Below are 18747 nucleotides of genomic sequence, written 5' to 3'. Positions count from 1 at the left end.
ACGGATGAGTCGTTTGCTGCTAATATCTATTTAGCAGCGACGATTATCCATTTACGGTAATTGTCAACACACCCTAGTTAAAATTAGTTTTTTAATATGTTCAATTAACTCAAAGCTCCATTCTCCATAACGCGAACCACCCATACGACAAACTAAACTTTTCTCAAAATCGTCCAACTCTTCAAGCATTATAGCTTGCTTATCGTTTAAGACTAATTCAAAAAAATCTGTTTCTTCATAAGTAAAATCATGAGAATGATGTTTGTTATTCAAATAAATAATTTGACTATAACAATCGTATTTTTTGATTAGATAGTATAGGAAATGAGAATTTTCATTGTGTGTGAACCCTATTTCCTTTTTCCCTCTATCTTTTACCTCTTCAACTTGACTAAAGAACACTGAAATTAGGGTTATTTTATTATGTATATTTGCAATATCTAGCGGTTTTGACTCTAGAATTTTATTAATCTTTGGAAGTATCCAATTGTCTTCTATTATTTCTTTGTTCATAGAAAAGGCCATATCAACAACATTATCTGAATAATATCGTCCGCACACACGTTCAAAAACCTGTTGTTTAACTGCATGATGCACTATGTAATATGCGGTAAAATATTCTTGAAATGAGCGATGAGTAAAGCAATAATTTAAGCCATCTCGCATTAGAAGAGGCACATTATTCAGCAACTCTAATTTCAAATCTTTGTAACTTACTTCAGATTTTAGATGTATTAGGCATTTTCCTAATAGCGTATTAATTTCATTTTCTGTCACTTCAAACATCTGTTTGCTATAAGTAAATAGACTAAATAAAGCGAAGATATTCCTTAACTCATACATATCTAAGTTTGTTAAGCTTTTTCTTAAAAATCCTTGCTTAGATACATCATGTTTATTGAATAATGCCTGATAGGCTAAATCATAAAATATATAAGCTCTATCAGGAATACTTCCAAATTGCTCATAAGTTACAAGCATAATTGTGAGCAAGAGCGGGTTACTAGAAAATCCTTCCTGCTTATGAAAAAGACTATTTTGTAATGCTAAGATAAATCTTGCTTTTACATCTTCATCGTAAACTAGCTTCCTTATTATCTCTATTGCTTGAGGCAAAACTAGAGGCTGAATATGAGCGACGTTATATAGCGACCAATCAGAGAATAGATTGTATTCTGGTCTTGATGAAACTAGGATAATAAGATTTGGATATTTATCTGCTAAGTTATTAATTTCTTTCGTGAACCTATCCTTTAAGTCATGGTTCACTTCATCAAAACCATCTAGAAATACTATTGTCCCCTCTCTATCAAGTAAATAGTTCAAATTATCTTTATTAAATTTTTCGTTATATATTGCTATATCTATCCTGAGCGTTTCGAAAATAGAGTCGTTAGTCTCATTCACTTTTCTAAGTTCTAGGAATAAAGGGAGTAGATTACTCTTATCTCTTATTACACTTATGAACATACTCTTCAGAAGACAGGATTTTCCTGAGCCTGCTGTGGCACTAACTACCATTTTTTTATTTTGTAAGAGTGAATTAAAAAAACTTTCCTGTGAGCAAAGTTTTTTTCCTACATAAATGAACTGCGGGACATAAATTTCATCAAGTTCAACTACTTGTGAGGAAAAGAAAGCCATTTTGACTTTAGAAAGACTACTTCGCTTAGCTTCTAAGTAGTCACTCAAAGCAAAGTTGTATTTGGTAGCAAACTTTTGATAGTCCTTACCAATAAAGTTAGTAACAAACTGACTAACCTCTACAAAGACGTCTCTAATTTCTTTGACACTTCCTGTAGTTTCAATACCCATATCAACCTACCTATTCCAACTCTAATTATCTACCGAAATCTGTTTGTTAATATTAGAGTTTAATATTAGAAAAACCTATATTTAACGCCCCTTAAACTCAGCTTCCCTTCTCTCAACCATCGCCATCACGCCCTCTTTGGCATCTTCTGAATGAAAGAGCGGCGGCAGATAACTATGGATATTAGCAAGTGCACTAGCAGCACCATTGCGGCTCGCGTCTTGTGCTGAGGACAGCGCGCCTCTGACACCCAGCGGCGCAGCTTTACAGATCTCTTGTGCCAGTGTTAATGCACGCTCGTACTCAGACCCATTTGCCACCACTTCACTGACCAAGTTCAGCCGATCAGCCGTTTGCGCATCGAATGTTTTGCCCGTGAGCAGATACGGCATGGCTTTTTGCCAGCCTGCCGCCGCGACAAATCGTACCGTCGCCCCGCCAAATGGCATGATGCCGCGCTGGACTTCCATTTGTGCAAAGTTACAATTGTCGCTTGCGATCACCACGTCACAGTTGAGCATCAGCTCGATAGCCACGGTAAAGCAAGTCCCTTTTACCGCCACGACCACAGGTTTGGTACGTAAGCGTCCGCTAATGCCCCACGGGTCAATTTGATTATCATCGAACTCAAACACACCATCGTTCAGCTTGTCTTGCAGCTCGACCAGATCGAGCCCAGCGGTGAAGTGATCACCATGAGCAAAGATGAGCGCACAGCGTAGATGATCATCGTCTTCATATTGGGTCAGGGCGTTAGATAACTGCGTAATCATATGACTGTCAAAAGCATTGCGTTTGTTGGCACGGTCTAGCCCAATCAGGCAGATAGTGCCGTCTGTGTCATAAGTGATGCGATTGTCTTGCGTATTACTGTCCGTCGTCATGGTGCTGTCCTTGTCGAAGTCATTTTTTATGTAGTGAGTCATTATATCGTCGAATCTTGATCGTTTATTTATAGCGGTTTGTCGATAGAATTATTTTTAATACTTCATTTAATATAGACAGCATATAGCCATAACACAAGCGATAGCAATGACTCGAATGGCGCGATAATAGATAAAAGTTGACCTCATTTGTGATAAGTGCAACTATGATTCAGACTAGATAGCGTACAGAGGGTTTTATGGAGTTTTGGCACGGGTTTTTGTTGATTACAAGCGTTCACTTGCTGGCTGCCGCCTCACCAGGGCCTGACTTTGTCTTGGTTTCACAGCAGACCTTAGCTAAGGGTCGACGTACTGGTTTGATTTGTAGTCTGGGTATTACCTTGGGGCTGTCGGTGCATATCATTTATTCGGTGCTGGGATTGGCAACGGTGATTGCCCATTCACAGCCATTATTAACCGCGATTAAATGGCTCGGTGGTAGCTATCTGATCTATCTAGGGTGGCAAGGCATTCAAGCCAAACCTAAGAAGCCCGTAGAATTAACAACGACAGAAAACGTGCCAATTAATGTGTCACAAGCAGAGAACGAAGCAACCCTTTCTGCTAACAGCCCTTCCTCTAAAAGCTTGTCTGAGAAAAGTGCCTCTATTCATACCGAGTCTACCTTTGCCACGTTGCGCCGTGGATTTTTCTGTAATGTCTTTAACCCAAAAGCGCCTGTCTATTTTGTGGCGATTTTTACCCTCGTCCTGTCGCCAAATATTCCACTTTGGCAATTGGCCATCTACGGTGTCTGGATGATGGTGCTACAGATGGCATGGTTTAGCACGGTAGTAATGCTACTCTCTATCCCTGCGATTCACCGCCGCTTTCAGCGTTTTGAGCATTGGATTGACCGTGTATTAGGGTCAGCGATGATCGTATTGGGACTCAACCTAATCTTTCGTCATCGATAAGCGACCGATAAAGCACGGATAAACCATTAGAAACCTGCGAAATCTGCTACACTGTTTGCTTATATTCACCTATCGTAGCCCTACCTTATGACCCGTATCCCTGCAAACAGCAAACACAGAAACCGATCTCCTGCGACCGCCAAAAAACTCGGTCAGCTGCATCCGCGCAATCCGCACCAAGGTCGTTACGACTTTGCCGTATTGACTCGCGCCTTGCCTGAGCTTGCTGAGCACACCATCACCAATCCCAAAGGCGAGCCGACGATCAATTTCTCGGATCATCAAGCAGTTCGTGTGCTAAATAAAGCACTATTGGCAAACTATTACGGCGTTAAATTTTGGGATATTCCTGAAGGCTATCTGTGTCCGCCTATCCCTGGGCGTGCCGATTATATTCACTACATTGCAGACTTACTCGCGCAAACTACACATGTGAATGCCGACAACACACCGCCGACGGGTAAAGAAATTCACGCTCTAGATATCGGTACGGGTGCCAGTGCGATCTATCCGATCGTCGGTAGCCAAAGCTACGGCTGGCGCTTTACCGCGAGTGATATTGACCCGATTTCGGTCAATACCGCAGCACTCATTTGTGAGGCCAATCCAAAGCTAAAAAGCGCGGTCAAAGTTAAACTGCAACCTGAGCCTAAGTTTATCTTTAAAAATATCATTGGTCGTCAAGATTACTTTGACGTCGTGGTTTGTAACCCGCCGTTTCACGCGTCATTAGAAGAAGCAATGGAAGCCAACAGCCGTAAGCAGCACAACTTGCAACGCCATCGCGGTAAAAATGAAAGCGAGCAAATCAGCCGTCATTCAACCAAGTCAGGTAATGCTGCTCAAAATCTAAACTTCGGTGGTCAGCATAAAGAATTGTGGAGTGAAGGTGGCGAGATTGCGTTCTTGACCAAGATGGCAAAAGAAAGCCAAAGTTTTGCAGAGCATGTCGGTTGGTTTACGACTTTAGTCTCAAAATCTGAAAACGTGAAACCTTTGCAGCTACTATTAAAGCAGCTGGATGTCGCGCAGATGCGTATCATTGAGATGAGCCAAGGTCAAAAGAGCACTCGTGTATTGGCTTGGCGCTTTGATACTGATGAAGAGTAGTCGATAGATACATTAGTTAACTTAAGTTTCACGTGAAACAAAAAAAGCACCGCTTTGATATTCAAGGCGGTGCTTTTTGCATAAAGGCTAAGTGAAACTCTAAATAAATTAGCCAAAAAACATGACTTTTATGCCAATCGCTATCAGTACCACGCCGCCCAATACTTCTGCTTTTTCTTCTAACCATGTGCCTGAGCGACGTCCCAAATAGACCCCAATCCAGCCAAACACAGCCGTTACTACCGCGATAATCAAGCAAGCTAACCACGCGTTCAAGGCCAATAAATTTAGCGTAAATCCGGCTGCCATCGCATCGATACTGGTGGCAATCGCTAGCGTAAACATAGTGCGATGATTGATATGTCCATGCTTACTCGTGGCTGATACTGTATCACTATCAGTGTTAATAGCATCATCATTGACGTCCAGATCATCACTGTCAGTATCTGACTCATCAGCAGTAAACACTTCGTAAAGCATTTTCCCACCTAGAGCAATCAAAATAGTACCGCCAATCCAAGGCGCGGCCGCCGCCAACCAACCCAGCAGCGCTGCACCCAATAAATAACCAATGAGCGGCATCACGCCCTGAGCAATACCAAAGTACAGCGCAGCATAGATAGCCAAGCGCCGTACATACTGATGGCTATATTTTTGAGCCTTAGCACCCAGTCCTATCGATACCGCAAATGCATCCATCGCTAGGGCGATAGCAAGTAATATCACTTCGATCATTTTATTTCCACAAATTATAACTGCTAACTAATATCAATTTATCTACGTAAGTTTCACGTGAAACAAAAATACCGCTTCGATGATCGAAACGGTATTCCATATGTTATGAATAGAACACTCAAATTTAGATGTCTAGATTTGACACCGTTAGGGCATTTTCTTCGATGAAGATACGGCGCGGTTCGACGTGATCACCCATCAAGCAGGTAAACATATGATCAGCGGCAATCGCATCTTCGATAGTGACACGTAGCATGCGGCGGTTTTCTGGATCCATCGTCGTATCCCAAAGCTGGTCGGCGTTCATCTCACCCAGACCTTTGTAACGCTGGATAGCCAGGCCACGACGTGCATCGAGCATCATTTGCTGCCAGAGATAATCGAAGTCACGTACTGGGATATCTTTAGTCGTCCCCGCGCTTGCTTCACGGCGGATAAAGGCATCACTCTCAAGCAGTGTATTCCACTCGCTTGATAGACGTAACAGCTTGCCATACTCACCTGAGTTGATAAAGCTAGCATCTAGCAGATAATGGTGCGCCAGTTGATGCACATATACCGTGACGCGTGGTAGCCACTGCGCCTTAGTAGATAGAGCCTCATTGTCTGACGCTTCGCCTTCTGCGGTGCTTGCGGCCTCAGTACCAATGACAGGCGTCATCCCCAATAGATCGGCAGCCGCTGCATCCATATTTTTTGGCTGCGGCGCATGGATATTAACCAATTCAATCTCAGGACTCAGATCACTACCGAAATGATCTAGCTTAGTCTGCATCGCGGCTTTCCAATCCTTCATGGCAGACTCATCATAAGTCATATCAGTGCTAAGTTTCGGCGTATGCGTCAATGCATCTAAGATGACCGCTGGGAAGCGGATCTGCAAACGGGCTTTGATCAATTGTGTTTGGTTATAATCATTCAGCAACGTCTCAAGCGCTTGCCCAGTAATGGCAGGCGCATCAGCACTGATGTGTAGCTTCGTATTGTCAATCGTTGATGACAATAGATACGCTTTAAGCGCTTCATCATCCTTTAGATATAGCTCTTGACGACCTTTTTTCACTTTATATAGCGGTGGCTGAGCGATATAAATATAACCACGCTCAATCAACTCAGGTGTTTGACGGAAGAAGAACGTCAGCAATAAAGTACGAATATGTGACCCATCAACATCGGCATCGGTCATGATAATGATTTTGTGATAACGTACTTTATCTGGATTATATTCGTCAGGGCCAATACCACAGCCCAATGCCGTAATCAAATTACCCACTTCAGCAGACGATAGCATCTTGTCAAAGCGCGCACGCTCAACGTTTAGAATTTTACCTTTTAGTGGCAAAATAGCTTGGGTTTTACGGCTACGACCTTGTTTAGCTGAGCCACCTGCAGAGTCACCCTCCACAATGTATAGCTCAGATAGTACTGGATCTTTTTCTTGGCAGTCAGCAAGTTTACCAGGCAGACCTGCAATATCCAGAGTCGTCTTGCGACGGGTCATTTCACGCGCTTTACGAGCAGCGTCACGCGCCCTTGCTGCTTCCATAATTTTATTAGCAATGGCTTTACCAGCCGTTGGATTCTCTAGCAGGTAGTCATTGAATTTATCGTGCATCGCTGATTCGACAGCAGATTTCACTTCACTTGAGACCAGCTTGTCTTTGGTCTGACTTGAGAATTTCGGATCCGGCACTTTCACCGAGACAATAGCCGTTAGACCTTCACGAGCGTCATCACCAGTCGCAGCAACCTTTTCTTTTTTGAATAGGTTCTCGCGATCCATATAGCTATTTAGGCCGCGTGTAAGTGCTGAGCGGAAACCTGATAGATGCGTACCGCCATCTTTTTGCGGAATATTATTGGTAAAGCACAGCACTTTTTCGTTGTAAGTATCGGTCCATTGCAGCGCAACCTCGACACTGATACCGTCGTCTTGTTGACTGGTAAAATGGAATACTTCATTGATACCGTCTTTGCCTGCATTGATATAGCTGACAAATTCTAGCAAGCCACCTTTGTGCTCAAACTCATGACGCTTATCAATGCGCTCATCGGTCAGAACGATACGCACACCAGAGTTCAAAAATGACAGCTCGCGTAGGCGTTTTGCCAAGATATCATATTCAAAAACCGTACCGGTGAATACGTCGCTACTTGGATAAAAGCGGATTTGCGTACCGGTTTGATCGGTCGCTTCCATCTGCTGAATATCAGCGTCAGGTACGCCATCAGTATAGGTCTGATGGTAATGATAGCCTTCACGCCAGATATTCATCTCAAGCTTTTTAGACAATGCGTTGACGACCGATACCCCAACACCATGTAGGCCACCTGATACTTTATAGCTATTATCATCAAACTTACCACCTGCATGCAAGACAGTCATAATGACCTGAGCAGCAGATACACCCTCTTCTGGATGAATATCGACTGGCACACCGCGGCCATTATCCATCACACTAACAGACTCGTCTTCATGAATGATGATATCGATCTGATCACAGTGACCAGCCAGCGCCTCATCGATAGAGTTATCCACGACCTCAAAGACCATGTGATGCAAGCCTGTGCCATCGTCAGTGTCACCGATATACATACCAGGGCGTACGCGTACAGCCTCTAACCCACGTAGTACGCGGATATCCTTAGAACTATAATCAGAGGGTAACCCTTCTGGCGCTACGACAGGTGCGATCGTTTCGGCAGCACTGTCTGACGTCTGTTGCTCGTGGTCAATAGGTAATGAATCACTCATGTACATTCCTTAATCTAGCCATTATCAGCCGTTTTTATCAGCGCACCCAGATGGTTACGCCTCATGATGGCACCTTAAAATCAACTTCTATTATTCATAACTTAGAGTGCATATGAGCGGCTAAATCAATAACCACCGTTAGCCTCAAAAAGACGGTATAGAGATAAAATTGGCAAATTACTTATTAGTAATAGTCTTTGTTTTTCTAGCCATTGTTAAAACTATTGAAATAAATAAAATACTTAATTATCAAATACTTATAAAGAAACAAAAAATAGAAATCTTTTATATGATGCTATCGAATAAATTGCTGAGAACAGGACAAAAATAAAGGGTTATTTTAGCATTTTTTTGTCTGTAAGTCACTGTTTACTGGGAGTTTTACGACTTATGAGTCAGTGTCTTTACCTAATAGCTAGTATGAGTGATAGTCGTGACTGTGATACTCAATAAAGGACGTATAAAAGGAGTTACAAGTAGGCAGGAAAATGCTTAAAGCGATGATAAGAAACTCAAAGTTAATCAACAGATAATATCTGGCCTTGTTTCACGTGAAACAACTTAGGTTTTGACCACAGCTCATTAACCAGAGGTACGATATCATCCGTCAAACTGCTCATGAACACCTGACAAGGCAGCTGCGCTAACGTTGATAAAAGAATCTCTATCGCTCTATCATCTAATTCTGCGGTGATGTCATCTAGTAGCACGACAGGAGTCGCTCTCGATGTTGAGTTATTATCAAACGAACCACTATCTTTATTATCATTGAGTAATAACGGCAACTGCGATAAGCGTAGCGCAGTTATGAGCAGCTTCTTTTCACCGCGGGACAATACATTGGCGGCCTGCTCTTTTAAAACTGGTAATTTAGTATTCATCTCATGATCTGAAGACGCTGTAATTGTCGCCTGACTATCTACAACATCATCAGATCGTACAGTATTATCAGAGCGCCAATGTACGTGGATATCAGCCCGATGATTGCCTATACGGGTATATCCTAGCTGTAAATCCTGTTCTAATCGCTCATTAAGCTGTACATCAAGCGCGACATTAGTGTCATAGCCAGCGTTATAACTTAGGCTTAATTGCTCAGCATAAGACGGCAACAACTGCAAAACACTTTTGGAAAAATAAGGCTGCCATTCAGTAAATACTTGCTCACGATAATGATGTATCAACGCCGCATGATTACTCAGTCCTTTATCCCAAGACTTTAGCTCAGCTAGCTGGACTTGAGTCAATTGACGAGTCTTCTTTAGTAAACTATTGCGCTGTTTTAAAAGGCGTTGATAGGCGACCCATTGTGGGTGAAAACCTTGTTTCATGTGAAACACCAACCAATCTAATAGCTGGCGGCGACTGGCACTACCCTGTTCTAACATATCCATGGTTGAGGGATCTATCAATAGCGTGGGTAGCTGCTCAGTCAATATACTTTGATTGTAGACAGTAGCTTGATTAAGACGCAGAATGGTTGTAGCATCTGCTTGTTTTTGAATGGCTAGCGTACGACTGTCATTGAGCCTAGCATATACGGTTGTATTATTCTGATGGTGCTGAATATAACGTTTTGGCTGGTGATGGCGAAAGCTCTTGCCTCTGGATAATAAGAATATCGCTTCAAGTAAAGAGGTTTTGCCGCTACCATTTGCACCGATGACAACGTTGCAAACAGTAGAATGCAAATTAACTTGTGTGAGGTTGCGCAGATTTGATATTTGTAGACGTTCAATCATAATATCGATAGCCGCCCATTATTTTCAGCTTTAAAAGCAAGCAAAAGTTTATTTAAATTTAAGCTGCCCGCGTACATCCTTAAAAGATGCTAGCGCGGTTCAATGCTGTATGATGTGCAAAAAATCAGACTATATACGCATCGGCATAATGACGTACTGATGGAACTCATCATTAAGCTGATTGACCAACACTGAAGCATTCGATTGGCTCATATGCATCTGCAAATCACCTTGTATCACCCCTAGCACGTCTTGTAGATACGCAGCATTGAATGACAGCTCCATTGGCTCGCCCTGATATTTGGCTTGTATCATCTCAACAGCTTCATCTTGCTCAGCATTGTTGGCACGTACCTCTACCATACCATCACTGGCAAAATTAAAGACCACACCGCGCGACTTCTCATTACTCAAAATCGCAACGCGGCGTAATACGTCAGTCATTTTCTCTTGACTAAATAACGCAAGTTTATCTGTATTGCTTGGCATGACGCGGCGATAATCAGGGAATTTGCCATCAATCAAACGGGCAGTAAACGTCACCATTAGATTTTGGCTAACTTGCCCTGCACTATCAACATCGCCAAATGGTAAGCTCACTTGCAAAAACTCACGCCCAAAACTCAGCGTAACTGCATTGTCCTGATCCCCTAGCATTTTGCCAAGCTCAGTCGCCAAACGTTCAAGCTCAATTACTGCCTTACGTGGCAAAATAGCCTGCATACTCAGATCAGCACTCACATCTATAACACTACGTGCCAAGGCCAGTCTATGTCCGTCAGTCGCAACGGTCGTCAACTGCTGCTGTGAAACATCAAACAGCATACCCGTCAAATAATAACGTACATCTTGAATTGCCATCGCAAACTGAGTCTTGTGAATCAAATCTGTCAGGCGACTACGGCTGATGTTCAACGGCGTAATATTTTCAGGATTGCCCAAGCTTGGATAATCTTCACTTGGTAAGGTACCTAGCGTGAAACGGCTCTTGCCACTGGTAAGCAGACAACGCTCATTCGCTTGAGTCGCTAGATTAACTTGAGCTTGTGCTGGTAAAGACTTACAAATATCTTTTAGTTTTGTTGCAGGTAGCGTCGTTGTTCCTGCTTCAACACAAGCACCAGCAGGCAATTTCAAGGTCGATGTCAGCTCCACTTCTAAATCTGAGGCTGTCAAGATAAGCTCGGACTCTGATAACTGCAGCTTAATATTGCCCAATATCACCATATTATGGCGTTTATCAGCGGCTTTGGCGATCAAGTTGATAGCTTTTAGTAACGATTCTCGATTGATCGATAATTGCATGCTTAGTTACTCTTATTTGAATGATTTTTTTATAAAAACTTGACGTAATCGTCTAATAATACCTTGTCTACTGACTATAATCTACAGAGCATCTATCTGCTTATATTTTCAATATTATAAACGATATTTTCTCGCTAAAATACAGTGAAGACTTACTCTCCTAACCTGCCTGTAGCATCAACGCCAGCGTCTTATAATCTTTGTCAAACGCTGGATCTGCTGCTCGTAATTCATTTACTTTATCGCAAGCGTGCATCACTGTTGTGTGATCCCGTCCACCGAATGATTGACCAATCTCAGGAAAACTGTCACCGGTCAACTCACGCGATAGGGCCATCGCTATTTGGCGAGGTCTGGCGATGCTACGAGTACGTTTACGCCCCATAATATCCTTGACCGTTACATCATAGTATTCAGCGACTATTTTGCGGATATTATCCATGTTTACGGCTTGTACACGCATAGCGACGATGTCTTTTAGCGCGTATTGCACCATCTCAAGAGTAATCTGTGCGCCTGTCAAATTGGCATTTGCAAAAACTTGATTGAGAGCACCTTCCAGACGTCTGACATTGGATACCACGTTTTGAGCGATAAACAATGCACACTCTTTAGGCAGCACCATGCCATAAGAAGCGGCTTTTTTCTGCAAAATTTGCACGCGAGTATCAATCTCAGGAGGGTCAACCGCGACTGTCAATCCCCAAGAAAATCGCGACCTAAAGCGCTCATCAAATTCCGTCATTTGTGATGGATGACGATCAGAAGCCAAAATCAGCTGTTTGTCACCACTAGTAAAATCTGCAAACAATGTTAAAAACTCATTACTACTTTTGGTCTTTCCTGCTAAGACATGAATATCATCTACAATTAACAAATCTACTTTTTTTATTTTCTTTTTGAAATCTTCTATTTTATTATTTCTTAATGAATAAACTAATTGATTTATAAATTTTTCAGAAGTGAAGTAATAAAAACTTTGATTATTTTTTAAATAGCGATGTGCTACAGAATGCATTAAATGCGTTTTTCCCAATCCAGAAGGTCCGTATATAAATAACGGATTGTGCCGATTTTTTGATTGTTTTTTACCAAGTTCGTAACAAGCTTTGTAGGCCAGATTGTTCGACCTACCGGTGACAAATGTCTCAAAAGTAAAGTCAGGATTGAGATAGCTTAGTGATTTAGCATCAGCTGAATCGTTTAGTTCTCCCTGACGCATATTAGCGTCGATATCTGCTTTCGAATTATTATGATGGATAGATTCAAATTTATGCTCAGATGGAGTAGGGGAGGGCTTATCTTCCAAAAATAACGAGCCTGATTGTAACTGCTGACTATCGTCTACCTCACGTCCCGCATTATCAACACGGACCACAACCTCCTCAATGCTACCTTGACTGTGCTTGGTAACCAATTGCTGAATATCTTGAAGATGGTTCTTTTTGATATACGTGACAAAGTAATCATTAGGCGCAAGAATGATTAGAGTTTGTGCTTCTTGGTGAGCTGACAAAGGTCGCAGCCACATGGTGAAAACGTTGTCTTTAACGTTATAGCGCAAATCGTTCAGACATTTATCCCAAATATTTGCTGTGTCTATCATGAAAAATACTAACCCTATAATTTGAAATAATAGTTAATTTTAATAGCCTGACCTTCTACATAAATGCTTAGTATCAACCGCAATTAACTGTCTTAAAAGTCACACTGAAAAGCTATGAGAAGCCACACACGAAGTAGGGGCTAATCTAACATAGATACCCTGTGGATAAAACCTTGTTTTTTGGGGATAAGACTGTGGATATTTTTGTGGATAACTCAACAAGATAAGTTATCCATATTTAGCCCACAGGTTATCCACAACCTTACCCATAGTCTAGTATTTTGATAAATAAGGATAAAATGGAGTTAGCCACAGATAAATAAGGTCTCAATAACAACAATACTTATATATATTAATTAATTATTATTATAGACGTCACACAAAACTGTGGATAACTTTGAAAATTATTTACTGTTAACTAAAAAAACTGGCTAAACAAAACTGAAGTATTGAACAAATAATATCTAGTAGTCTGATAGCAGAAACTAAATCTCTGAAAACAGGCTAAATTAGTTTATTGACCAAAACTATACTGGATGGTATAATCCTCCGTTATTACGAATTTAGTCCATTATTTTGATAGGTGAGTTATGAAACGTACATTCCAACCAAGCGTGATCAAGCGTAAACGTACTCACGGTTTCCGTGCTCGTATGGCAACTAAAAAAGGCCGTCAGGTCTTAGCTCGTCGCCGTGCTAAAGGACGTCATCGTCTAACTGTATAATCAGTAGATAGCGATAAGCATGGCTAATAGTGCTTGTTGTGTTCCTATTTTTTATAGATTGCAATAGTCAATCATCACAACTGACACTTAGCCATATATTAAAAGCGCCCGCATCGGCGCTTTTTTTGTTTCTATATTTTGCTATTATCTCTAATATCGCCATTCCCTATCATATTAGGTCATACCATGCCCAAATCTCTTTCAGCTACACCTACAGCCAATTTTACTAAAGAGCAGCGCCTACTGACACCAGCAGCTTTTCGTGAAGTGTTTGACGCACCTGAGCGTAAAATACATCAGAGTCACTTGATGGCGTTTGTGAGACCCAGTGCCTGTGACAAGCCACGTATCGGCATGGCGATTACTAAGCGTAAAGTACCTACTGCTGTCGCTCGAAATTTGATTAAACGACATATCCGTGAGCAGTTCCGTACAAAAGCTTTTAAAATAGAAAATAAAGATATAGTTTTTATTGTTAAAAAGTCTGTAAAAGATATAAATAGTAAAGAAATAAAAAATCAAATAAATAATATATTTAAAAAAGTAGAAAAAAAATAAAATGAATTTATTTTTCAAAAAATCAAATAAAACGATTTTTAAATTATTATTCAATACAATTGTTTTTTATCAAAAAATAATTAGCCCTATAATACCTGCTCGCTGCCGTTACTATCCCACATGTTCAAACTATGGTAAACAAGCTTTGGCGTGGCATGGTACTCGTGCAGGTAGTTGGTTGCTGTTAAAACGTCTTAGCAGATGTCATCCGCTTGGTGGACACGGCATTGACTTTGTCCCGCTCCCTTTATCTTCTTATCGCTATAAGTACTTGTCCTTTACTGATATATCCAATAGTACCGCTCAAGGACTGGGCGTTTACCGAGATCGTCAGGGGTATGTGCCACGTCTTAACTACTTAATGAAGACAACATGAAAACCGCAACTTCGAGCTTTAGATATCATCTTCAATGACTTACCCACAAGTTATCCACACTCTTGGTATCATTTGAGGCAGATTTTTAGTAAAATGATGCACATTTTATGTAAATGACTCTCAACGCGGTTATCGATCATGATGATAACTATGCAGTACAGTCATGACACATGCCCTAATTTTTCATTCCCTAATTTTTAATCTAGGAAAGGTTTATGCAAAAGATATTTCGGGTGATGATCATCATTGCGATGCTAATTACCGCTTATCTGCTGATTTTGGCATGGCGAGATGATTATGCCGATGCACCAGCTGTAGAAGCGGTGCCAGAAACTACAAGTTCAGTAGGTGCTGACATTCCTTCTACCACTGGTGCCGCAGGTGATATTCCGGTTCAGACACTACCTGTGGATAACACAGCTGTGACAGCTACGCCTGCAAAGGACACAGGATTAATCACGGTAACGACCGATCGCTATGACATCAAAATCAATCCAGAAGGCGGTGATATAGTCTATGCTGCGCTCAAGCAGTATGACGCGACGCTCGATAGCGATAAGCCTTTCGTATTGCTAGAAAATAATAGCAATCGTGTATACGTGGCTCAGTCTGGACTTATCGGCCAAAATGGTATTGATACGGCAGAAGGTCGAGCGACTTACAGTCACACCGCCAACAATTATGTGATGGAAGCAGGGCAACAAACATTGTCAGTACCGCTTACTTACAAAAAAGATGGCGTGACAATCACCAAGACATTTACCTTTACTGAAAACAAATATCCGATCGATATTAGTTACAAAATTCAAAACGCTTCTACTAATGCGTGGCAAGGCCAGATGTTTGCGCAGCTAAAACGTGACGATAGTAAAGATCCTGGTATGTCTGATAAAGGCGCGCTGAGCATGGCGACTTATCTTGGTGGTGCCTGGGGTACGCCAGATGATCCTTACAATAAGCTGAAATTTAAAGACTTCAGCGATGGCGAGCTGACGACGACCAGTGATAAAGGCTGGGTTGGCATCGTGCAGCATTATTTTGTCTCTGCATGGACGCCTGAAAATTTCACTGGTAAGTTTTTCACCCGCGAGACTGGCAACGACTACTTTATTGGCTTTAACAGTCAGCCAGTCAATGTAGCACCGAATAAGCAAGTGACATTGGATGCCACACTGTATGCTGGTCCAAAAGTACAGTCTGAGCTAAAAGATGTAGCAGTTGGTCTGAATAAGACCGTTGATTATGGTTTACTGTGGCCAATATCGAAGGTCTTGTTTGCTATCTTGGAAGGTGTGCATAAAGTTGTGGGTAACTGGGGTTGGTCAATCATCCTACTAACGATTCTAGTCAAAATTGCTTTGATGTGGTTCTCTAATAAGAGCTACTATTCAATGGCAAAAATGCGCGCTATTGCACCGAGACTAAAAACGCTAAAAGAAGAGCATGGCGACGACCGCATGAAAATGTCGCAAGAAATGATGGCCATCTACAAAGAAGAAAAAGTCAATCCGATGGCGGGTTGTTTACCAATCTTGATGCAGATGCCAATTTTCTTAGCCCTATATTGGGTGCTCGTAGAGAGTGTCGAGCTGCGTCATGCGCCATGGATTCTGTGGATTCGCGATCTTTCAGCAATGGACCCATGGTTTATCTTGCCGTTGCTCATGGGCGCGTCAATGTTCATACAGCAGCAGTTGAATCCGCAGCCAGCAGATCCAATGCAAGCAAAAGTGATGAAGTTCTTGCCAATTATCTTTACCGCATTCATGCTATTCTTCCCAGCAGGTTTGGTACTGTATTGGACAGTGAACAACTTGTTCAGTATGACTCAGCAATATATTGTAAATAAGAAAGTTGAAGAAGAGCAGAAACGTCGCACGGTAAAAATAGTTGACTAACTGACGCTCTATCAGAAAAGTAATAACAAAAACCATCGCGCAAGCGGTGGTTTTTTTATAAGTGCTAAAATGTTATCCACAGCTTATCAACATTAAAGAGAAAATATCAATGATTAGTCCGCGTTTCAAAGTTTGCTTTGTCACTATGAGCACAGACGTCTATAATGGGATTTTTAGCTATTGAGAGTCATTGTGGATTCCTTAGAAATGGCATTAGCCGCACCTAATTCTTCTGAAAAATCTAATACATCGGGACTCGCCACGATTGCTGCGATTGCAACGCCACTCGGGCGAGGGGGTGTGGGTGTTATACGTCTATCAGGTAGCCGTGCTTATGCCATGGCCTGCGCGCTTACGGGTAAATCTGCTTTTACGCCGCGTATGGCCAGTTTTTGCCGCTTTTATCAAGCTGATGGCACCGTTATTGATGAAGGGTTGGTACTGTTCTTTAAAGGTCCGCATTCATTCACGGGTGAAGATGTGATTGAGCTACAAGGGCACGGCGGCGTCATTCTACAGAACCAGTTGCTCGCACGTGTATTTGAGCTGGGCGCCAAACAAGCGAGTGCCGGAGAGTTTTCTTATCGTGCTTTTGATAATGATAAGTTGGATTTGGTGCAGGCAGAGGCAATCGCTGATGCAATTGATGCGACCAGTGCGGCGGCGGCGAGTAGTGCCATCCGCTCTCTAAGCGGTGAGTTTTCTCAAAAGATTAATCAGCTATTAGAGCAGTTGATTCATTTGCGCTTGCACGTTGAAGCTGCCATTGATTTCCCTGATGAAGAGGATGTTGATTTTTTATCTGACAGAGTCATACAAAGTAAACTTGAACAAACGCAAGATAAAATACAGCAAGTATTAGCCACTGCAAAACAAGGTCAGCTTTTGCGAGATGGTATCCATGTTGTGCTAGCAGGTAGGCCAAATGCCGGTAAATCAAGCTTACTCAATCGTTTAGCGGGACAGGAGCGTGCTATCGTGACCGATGTCGCTGGTACCACGCGTGATACGCTGCAAGAGACGGTAGTGCTCAATGGTTTAACGCTACACCTTACCGATACAGCAGGTCTACGTGATACAGAGGACACGGTAGAGCGTATCGGCATTGAACGTGCTCGCACCGCCATTACCCAAGCTGATATGCTGCTGATGGTTTACGATGTGACTCGCGATGTTGAAGAAGAAAGCACACCGTTGCAATTGGCTGAGCAGTTATTTGGTGAGCTACCAGATGCCAAACGATTACTAATAATTGCCAATAAAAGTGATTTATTGAGCGATGATAGTAGTGAAAAATCGGCTTCTATAACGCAAGCCGAAATCAAAGACAGAGGCTACGAACAAGTTAATGTTTCATGTGAAACAGGTATTGGTATCGATAATTTAGTTGAAGTGTTATGTGCAAAGGTAGGTTTTCACCCACCAGAAAATAGCCTAATCGCTCGTACCCGTCATATAGACGCCCTCAGACGGACCGCCAACTATTTAACAGAGGCGCATGAGCAGTTAACGGTGTTTCAAGCAGGTGAGTTAGTCGCCGAAAGCTTGCGTCAGGCGCAGCAGAGCTTGGGTGAAATCACGGGCGAGTTTAGTGCTGATGATTTGCTTGGTAAGATATTTGGTAGTTTTTGTATTGGTAAATAACGGTTGAATAACCTTATCTATTACTCAATACATTTGTCTATCTTATAAGTTTTGCTTTTATTCTTAGTCGTAAAATAAGGAATTGCTATGCACTGCCCGTATTGTAATGCATCAGAGACAAAAGTGATCGACTCACGTCTTGCTGCAGAAGGTGCGCAAGTGCGTCGCCGCCGTTCGTGCAATAGTTGCCAAGAGCGTTTTACAACGTTTGAGATGGTAGAAGTGGTGATGCCAAGGATTATCAAATCTAGCAACAAGATTGAACCCTACGACAATGAAAAACTGCGCCGCTCTATCTTGTTGCCTTTGCAAAAGCGCCCCATCACTATCGATGAGCAAGAGGCAATGATTAGTCGAGTTGAAAAACGTGTCAGACAAATGGGTGAGCGTGAAATCAGTAGCAAAGTCTTGGGTGAAATCATCATGAGTGAACTAAAAGCGTTAGATGATGTCGCTTATGTGCGTTTTGCTAGTGTTTATCGTGATTTTCAAGACATCGATGCCTTTCATCAAGAGATTGCTAATATTCGTCCAAATGACAAATAAGCTGATACATCAATAAATATGTCTAACCATTAAACTGATTTTTAGTTCAAAGCGCTTAGATTATTAAATAAAATTCTCCGTAATTATTACC

At 41.9% G+C, this 18747-nt stretch carries 15 protein-coding genes; 8 read left to right on the top strand and 7 right to left on the bottom strand.

Annotated features, from left to right (window positions below):
• Window positions 1-63: 63 nt before the first annotated feature.
• Both QO189_RS13175 and QO189_RS13170 read right to left on the bottom strand, forming a co-directional pair.
• The gene (locus QO189_RS13175; RefSeq protein ID WP_371533077.1) at window positions 64-1815 is read right to left on the bottom strand and encodes an NACHT domain-containing NTPase; all 1752 of its coding nucleotides are present in this window, start codon (window positions 1813-1815) and stop codon (window positions 64-66) included.
• An 81-nt stretch (window positions 1816-1896) separates the two neighbouring features.
• Window positions 1897-2697: a crotonase/enoyl-CoA hydratase family protein gene (locus QO189_RS13170; protein ID WP_371533076.1), complete on the bottom strand. Its 801-nt coding sequence runs from the start codon at window positions 2695-2697 to the stop codon at window positions 1897-1899.
• A gap of 239 nt (window positions 2698-2936) precedes the next feature.
• Here QO189_RS13170 and QO189_RS13165 point away from each other — a divergent pair, with 239 nt between their 5' ends.
• Window positions 2937-3656, top strand: coding sequence for a LysE family translocator (locus QO189_RS13165; protein WP_371533075.1), 720 nt, complete (start codon window positions 2937-2939; stop codon window positions 3654-3656).
• Window positions 3657-3743: 87 nt separating this feature from the next.
• The gene (rlmF, locus tag QO189_RS13160; RefSeq protein ID WP_371533074.1) at window positions 3744-4766 is read left to right on the top strand and encodes a 23S rRNA (adenine(1618)-N(6))-methyltransferase RlmF; all 1023 of its coding nucleotides are present in this window, start codon (window positions 3744-3746) and stop codon (window positions 4764-4766) included.
• 108 nt (window positions 4767-4874) lie between these two features.
• Here rlmF and QO189_RS13155 read toward each other — a convergent pair whose 3' ends face one another.
• The 5 genes from QO189_RS13155 to dnaA form a co-directional block, all read right to left on the bottom strand.
• Window positions 4875-5501, bottom strand: a complete 627-nt coding sequence (locus tag QO189_RS13155) for a manganese efflux pump MntP family protein (RefSeq protein ID WP_371533073.1) — start codon at window positions 5499-5501, stop codon at window positions 4875-4877.
• 124 nt (window positions 5502-5625) lie between these two features.
• On the bottom strand, window positions 5626-8256 hold the full coding sequence (gene gyrB, locus QO189_RS13150) for a DNA topoisomerase (ATP-hydrolyzing) subunit B (protein ID WP_371533072.1): 2631 nt from the start codon (window positions 8254-8256) through the stop codon (window positions 5626-5628).
• 518 nt (window positions 8257-8774) lie between these two features.
• Window positions 8775-9998 carry a DNA replication/repair protein RecF gene (locus tag QO189_RS13145; protein WP_371533071.1) on the bottom strand — a complete coding sequence of 408 codons (1224 nt, stop codon included), beginning with the start codon at window positions 9996-9998 and terminating at the stop codon, window positions 8775-8777.
• Window positions 9999-10127: 129 nt separating this feature from the next.
• Window positions 10128-11303 carry a DNA polymerase III subunit beta gene (gene dnaN / locus QO189_RS13140; protein WP_371533070.1) on the bottom strand — a complete coding sequence of 392 codons (1176 nt, stop codon included), beginning with the start codon at window positions 11301-11303 and terminating at the stop codon, window positions 10128-10130.
• Window positions 11304-11463: 160 nt separating this feature from the next.
• Window positions 11464-12909, bottom strand: coding sequence for a chromosomal replication initiator protein DnaA (gene dnaA, locus QO189_RS13135; protein WP_371533069.1), 1446 nt, complete (start codon window positions 12907-12909; stop codon window positions 11464-11466).
• Window positions 12910-13499: 590 nt separating this feature from the next.
• On the opposite strand from dnaA, the gene rpmH reads away from it, so the two are divergent.
• From rpmH to nrdR, 6 genes are all read left to right on the top strand, one after another.
• Window positions 13500-13634, top strand: coding sequence for a 50S ribosomal protein L34 (rpmH, locus tag QO189_RS13130; protein ID WP_007394757.1), 135 nt, complete (start codon window positions 13500-13502; stop codon window positions 13632-13634).
• Window positions 13635-13820: 186 nt separating this feature from the next.
• A complete protein-coding gene (rnpA, locus tag QO189_RS13125; protein WP_371533068.1) occupies window positions 13821-14192 on the top strand; it encodes a ribonuclease P protein component in 372 nt (123 codons plus the stop codon).
• Between the two features lies 1 nt (window position 14193).
• On the top strand, window positions 14194-14568 hold the full coding sequence (gene yidD / locus QO189_RS13120) for a membrane protein insertion efficiency factor YidD (protein WP_371533067.1): 375 nt from the start codon (window positions 14194-14196) through the stop codon (window positions 14566-14568).
• Window positions 14569-14783: 215 nt separating this feature from the next.
• A complete protein-coding gene (gene yidC, locus QO189_RS13115) occupies window positions 14784-16466 on the top strand; it encodes a membrane protein insertase YidC (RefSeq protein WP_201599407.1) in 1683 nt (560 codons plus the stop codon).
• A 207-nt stretch (window positions 16467-16673) separates the two neighbouring features.
• Window positions 16674-18110: a tRNA uridine-5-carboxymethylaminomethyl(34) synthesis GTPase MnmE gene (gene mnmE, locus QO189_RS13110; protein WP_371533080.1), complete on the top strand. Its 1437-nt coding sequence runs from the start codon at window positions 16674-16676 to the stop codon at window positions 18108-18110.
• Between the two features lie 87 nt (window positions 18111-18197).
• Entirely contained in the window at window positions 18198-18656 is a 459-nt protein-coding gene (nrdR, locus tag QO189_RS13105) for a transcriptional regulator NrdR (protein WP_201599406.1), read from the top strand.
• Window positions 18657-18747 lie beyond the last annotated feature (91 nt).

Origin of the sequence: Psychrobacter sp. Arc29, assembly GCF_041431175.1 — a bacterium.
Classification (GTDB): domain Bacteria; phylum Pseudomonadota; class Gammaproteobacteria; order Pseudomonadales; family Moraxellaceae; genus Psychrobacter.
The sequence above is the reverse complement of the archived record's forward strand: the minus strand, read 5'-3'. Positions and strand labels throughout refer to the sequence as shown.

What these genes read in the sequence shown, in the direction of transcription:
- QO189_RS13175 (WP_371533077.1), bottom strand. Translation starts at nt 1,815, where the DNA reads ATGGGTATTGAAACTACAGGAAGTGTCAAAGAAATTAGAGACGTCTTT.
- QO189_RS13170 (WP_371533076.1), bottom strand. Translation starts at nt 2,697, where the DNA reads ATGACGACGGACAGTAATACGCAAGACAATCGCATCACTTATGACACA.
- QO189_RS13165 (WP_371533075.1), top strand. Translation starts at nt 2,937, where the DNA reads ATGGAGTTTTGGCACGGGTTTTTGTTGATTACAAGCGTTCACTTGCTG.
- rlmF (WP_371533074.1), top strand. Translation starts at nt 3,744, where the DNA reads ATGACCCGTATCCCTGCAAACAGCAAACACAGAAACCGATCTCCTGCG.
- QO189_RS13155 (WP_371533073.1), bottom strand. Translation starts at nt 5,501, where the DNA reads ATGATCGAAGTGATATTACTTGCTATCGCCCTAGCGATGGATGCATTT.
- gyrB (WP_371533072.1), bottom strand. Translation starts at nt 8,256, where the DNA reads ATGAGTGATTCATTACCTATTGACCACGAGCAACAGACGTCAGACAGT.
- QO189_RS13145 (WP_371533071.1), bottom strand. Translation starts at nt 9,998, where the DNA reads ATGATTGAACGTCTACAAATATCAAATCTGCGCAACCTCACACAAGTT.
- dnaN (WP_371533070.1), bottom strand. Translation starts at nt 11,303, where the DNA reads ATGCAATTATCGATCAATCGAGAATCGTTACTAAAAGCTATCAACTTG.
- dnaA (WP_371533069.1), bottom strand. Translation starts at nt 12,909, where the DNA reads ATGATAGACACAGCAAATATTTGGGATAAATGTCTGAACGATTTGCGC.
- rpmH (WP_007394757.1), top strand. Translation starts at nt 13,500, where the DNA reads ATGAAACGTACATTCCAACCAAGCGTGATCAAGCGTAAACGTACTCAC.
- rnpA (WP_371533068.1), top strand. Translation starts at nt 13,821, where the DNA reads ATGCCCAAATCTCTTTCAGCTACACCTACAGCCAATTTTACTAAAGAG.
- yidD (WP_371533067.1), top strand. Translation starts at nt 14,194, where the DNA reads ATGAATTTATTTTTCAAAAAATCAAATAAAACGATTTTTAAATTATTA.
- yidC (WP_201599407.1), top strand. Translation starts at nt 14,784, where the DNA reads ATGCAAAAGATATTTCGGGTGATGATCATCATTGCGATGCTAATTACC.
- mnmE (WP_371533080.1), top strand. Translation starts at nt 16,674, where the DNA reads ATGGCATTAGCCGCACCTAATTCTTCTGAAAAATCTAATACATCGGGA.
- nrdR (WP_201599406.1), top strand. Translation starts at nt 18,198, where the DNA reads ATGCACTGCCCGTATTGTAATGCATCAGAGACAAAAGTGATCGACTCA.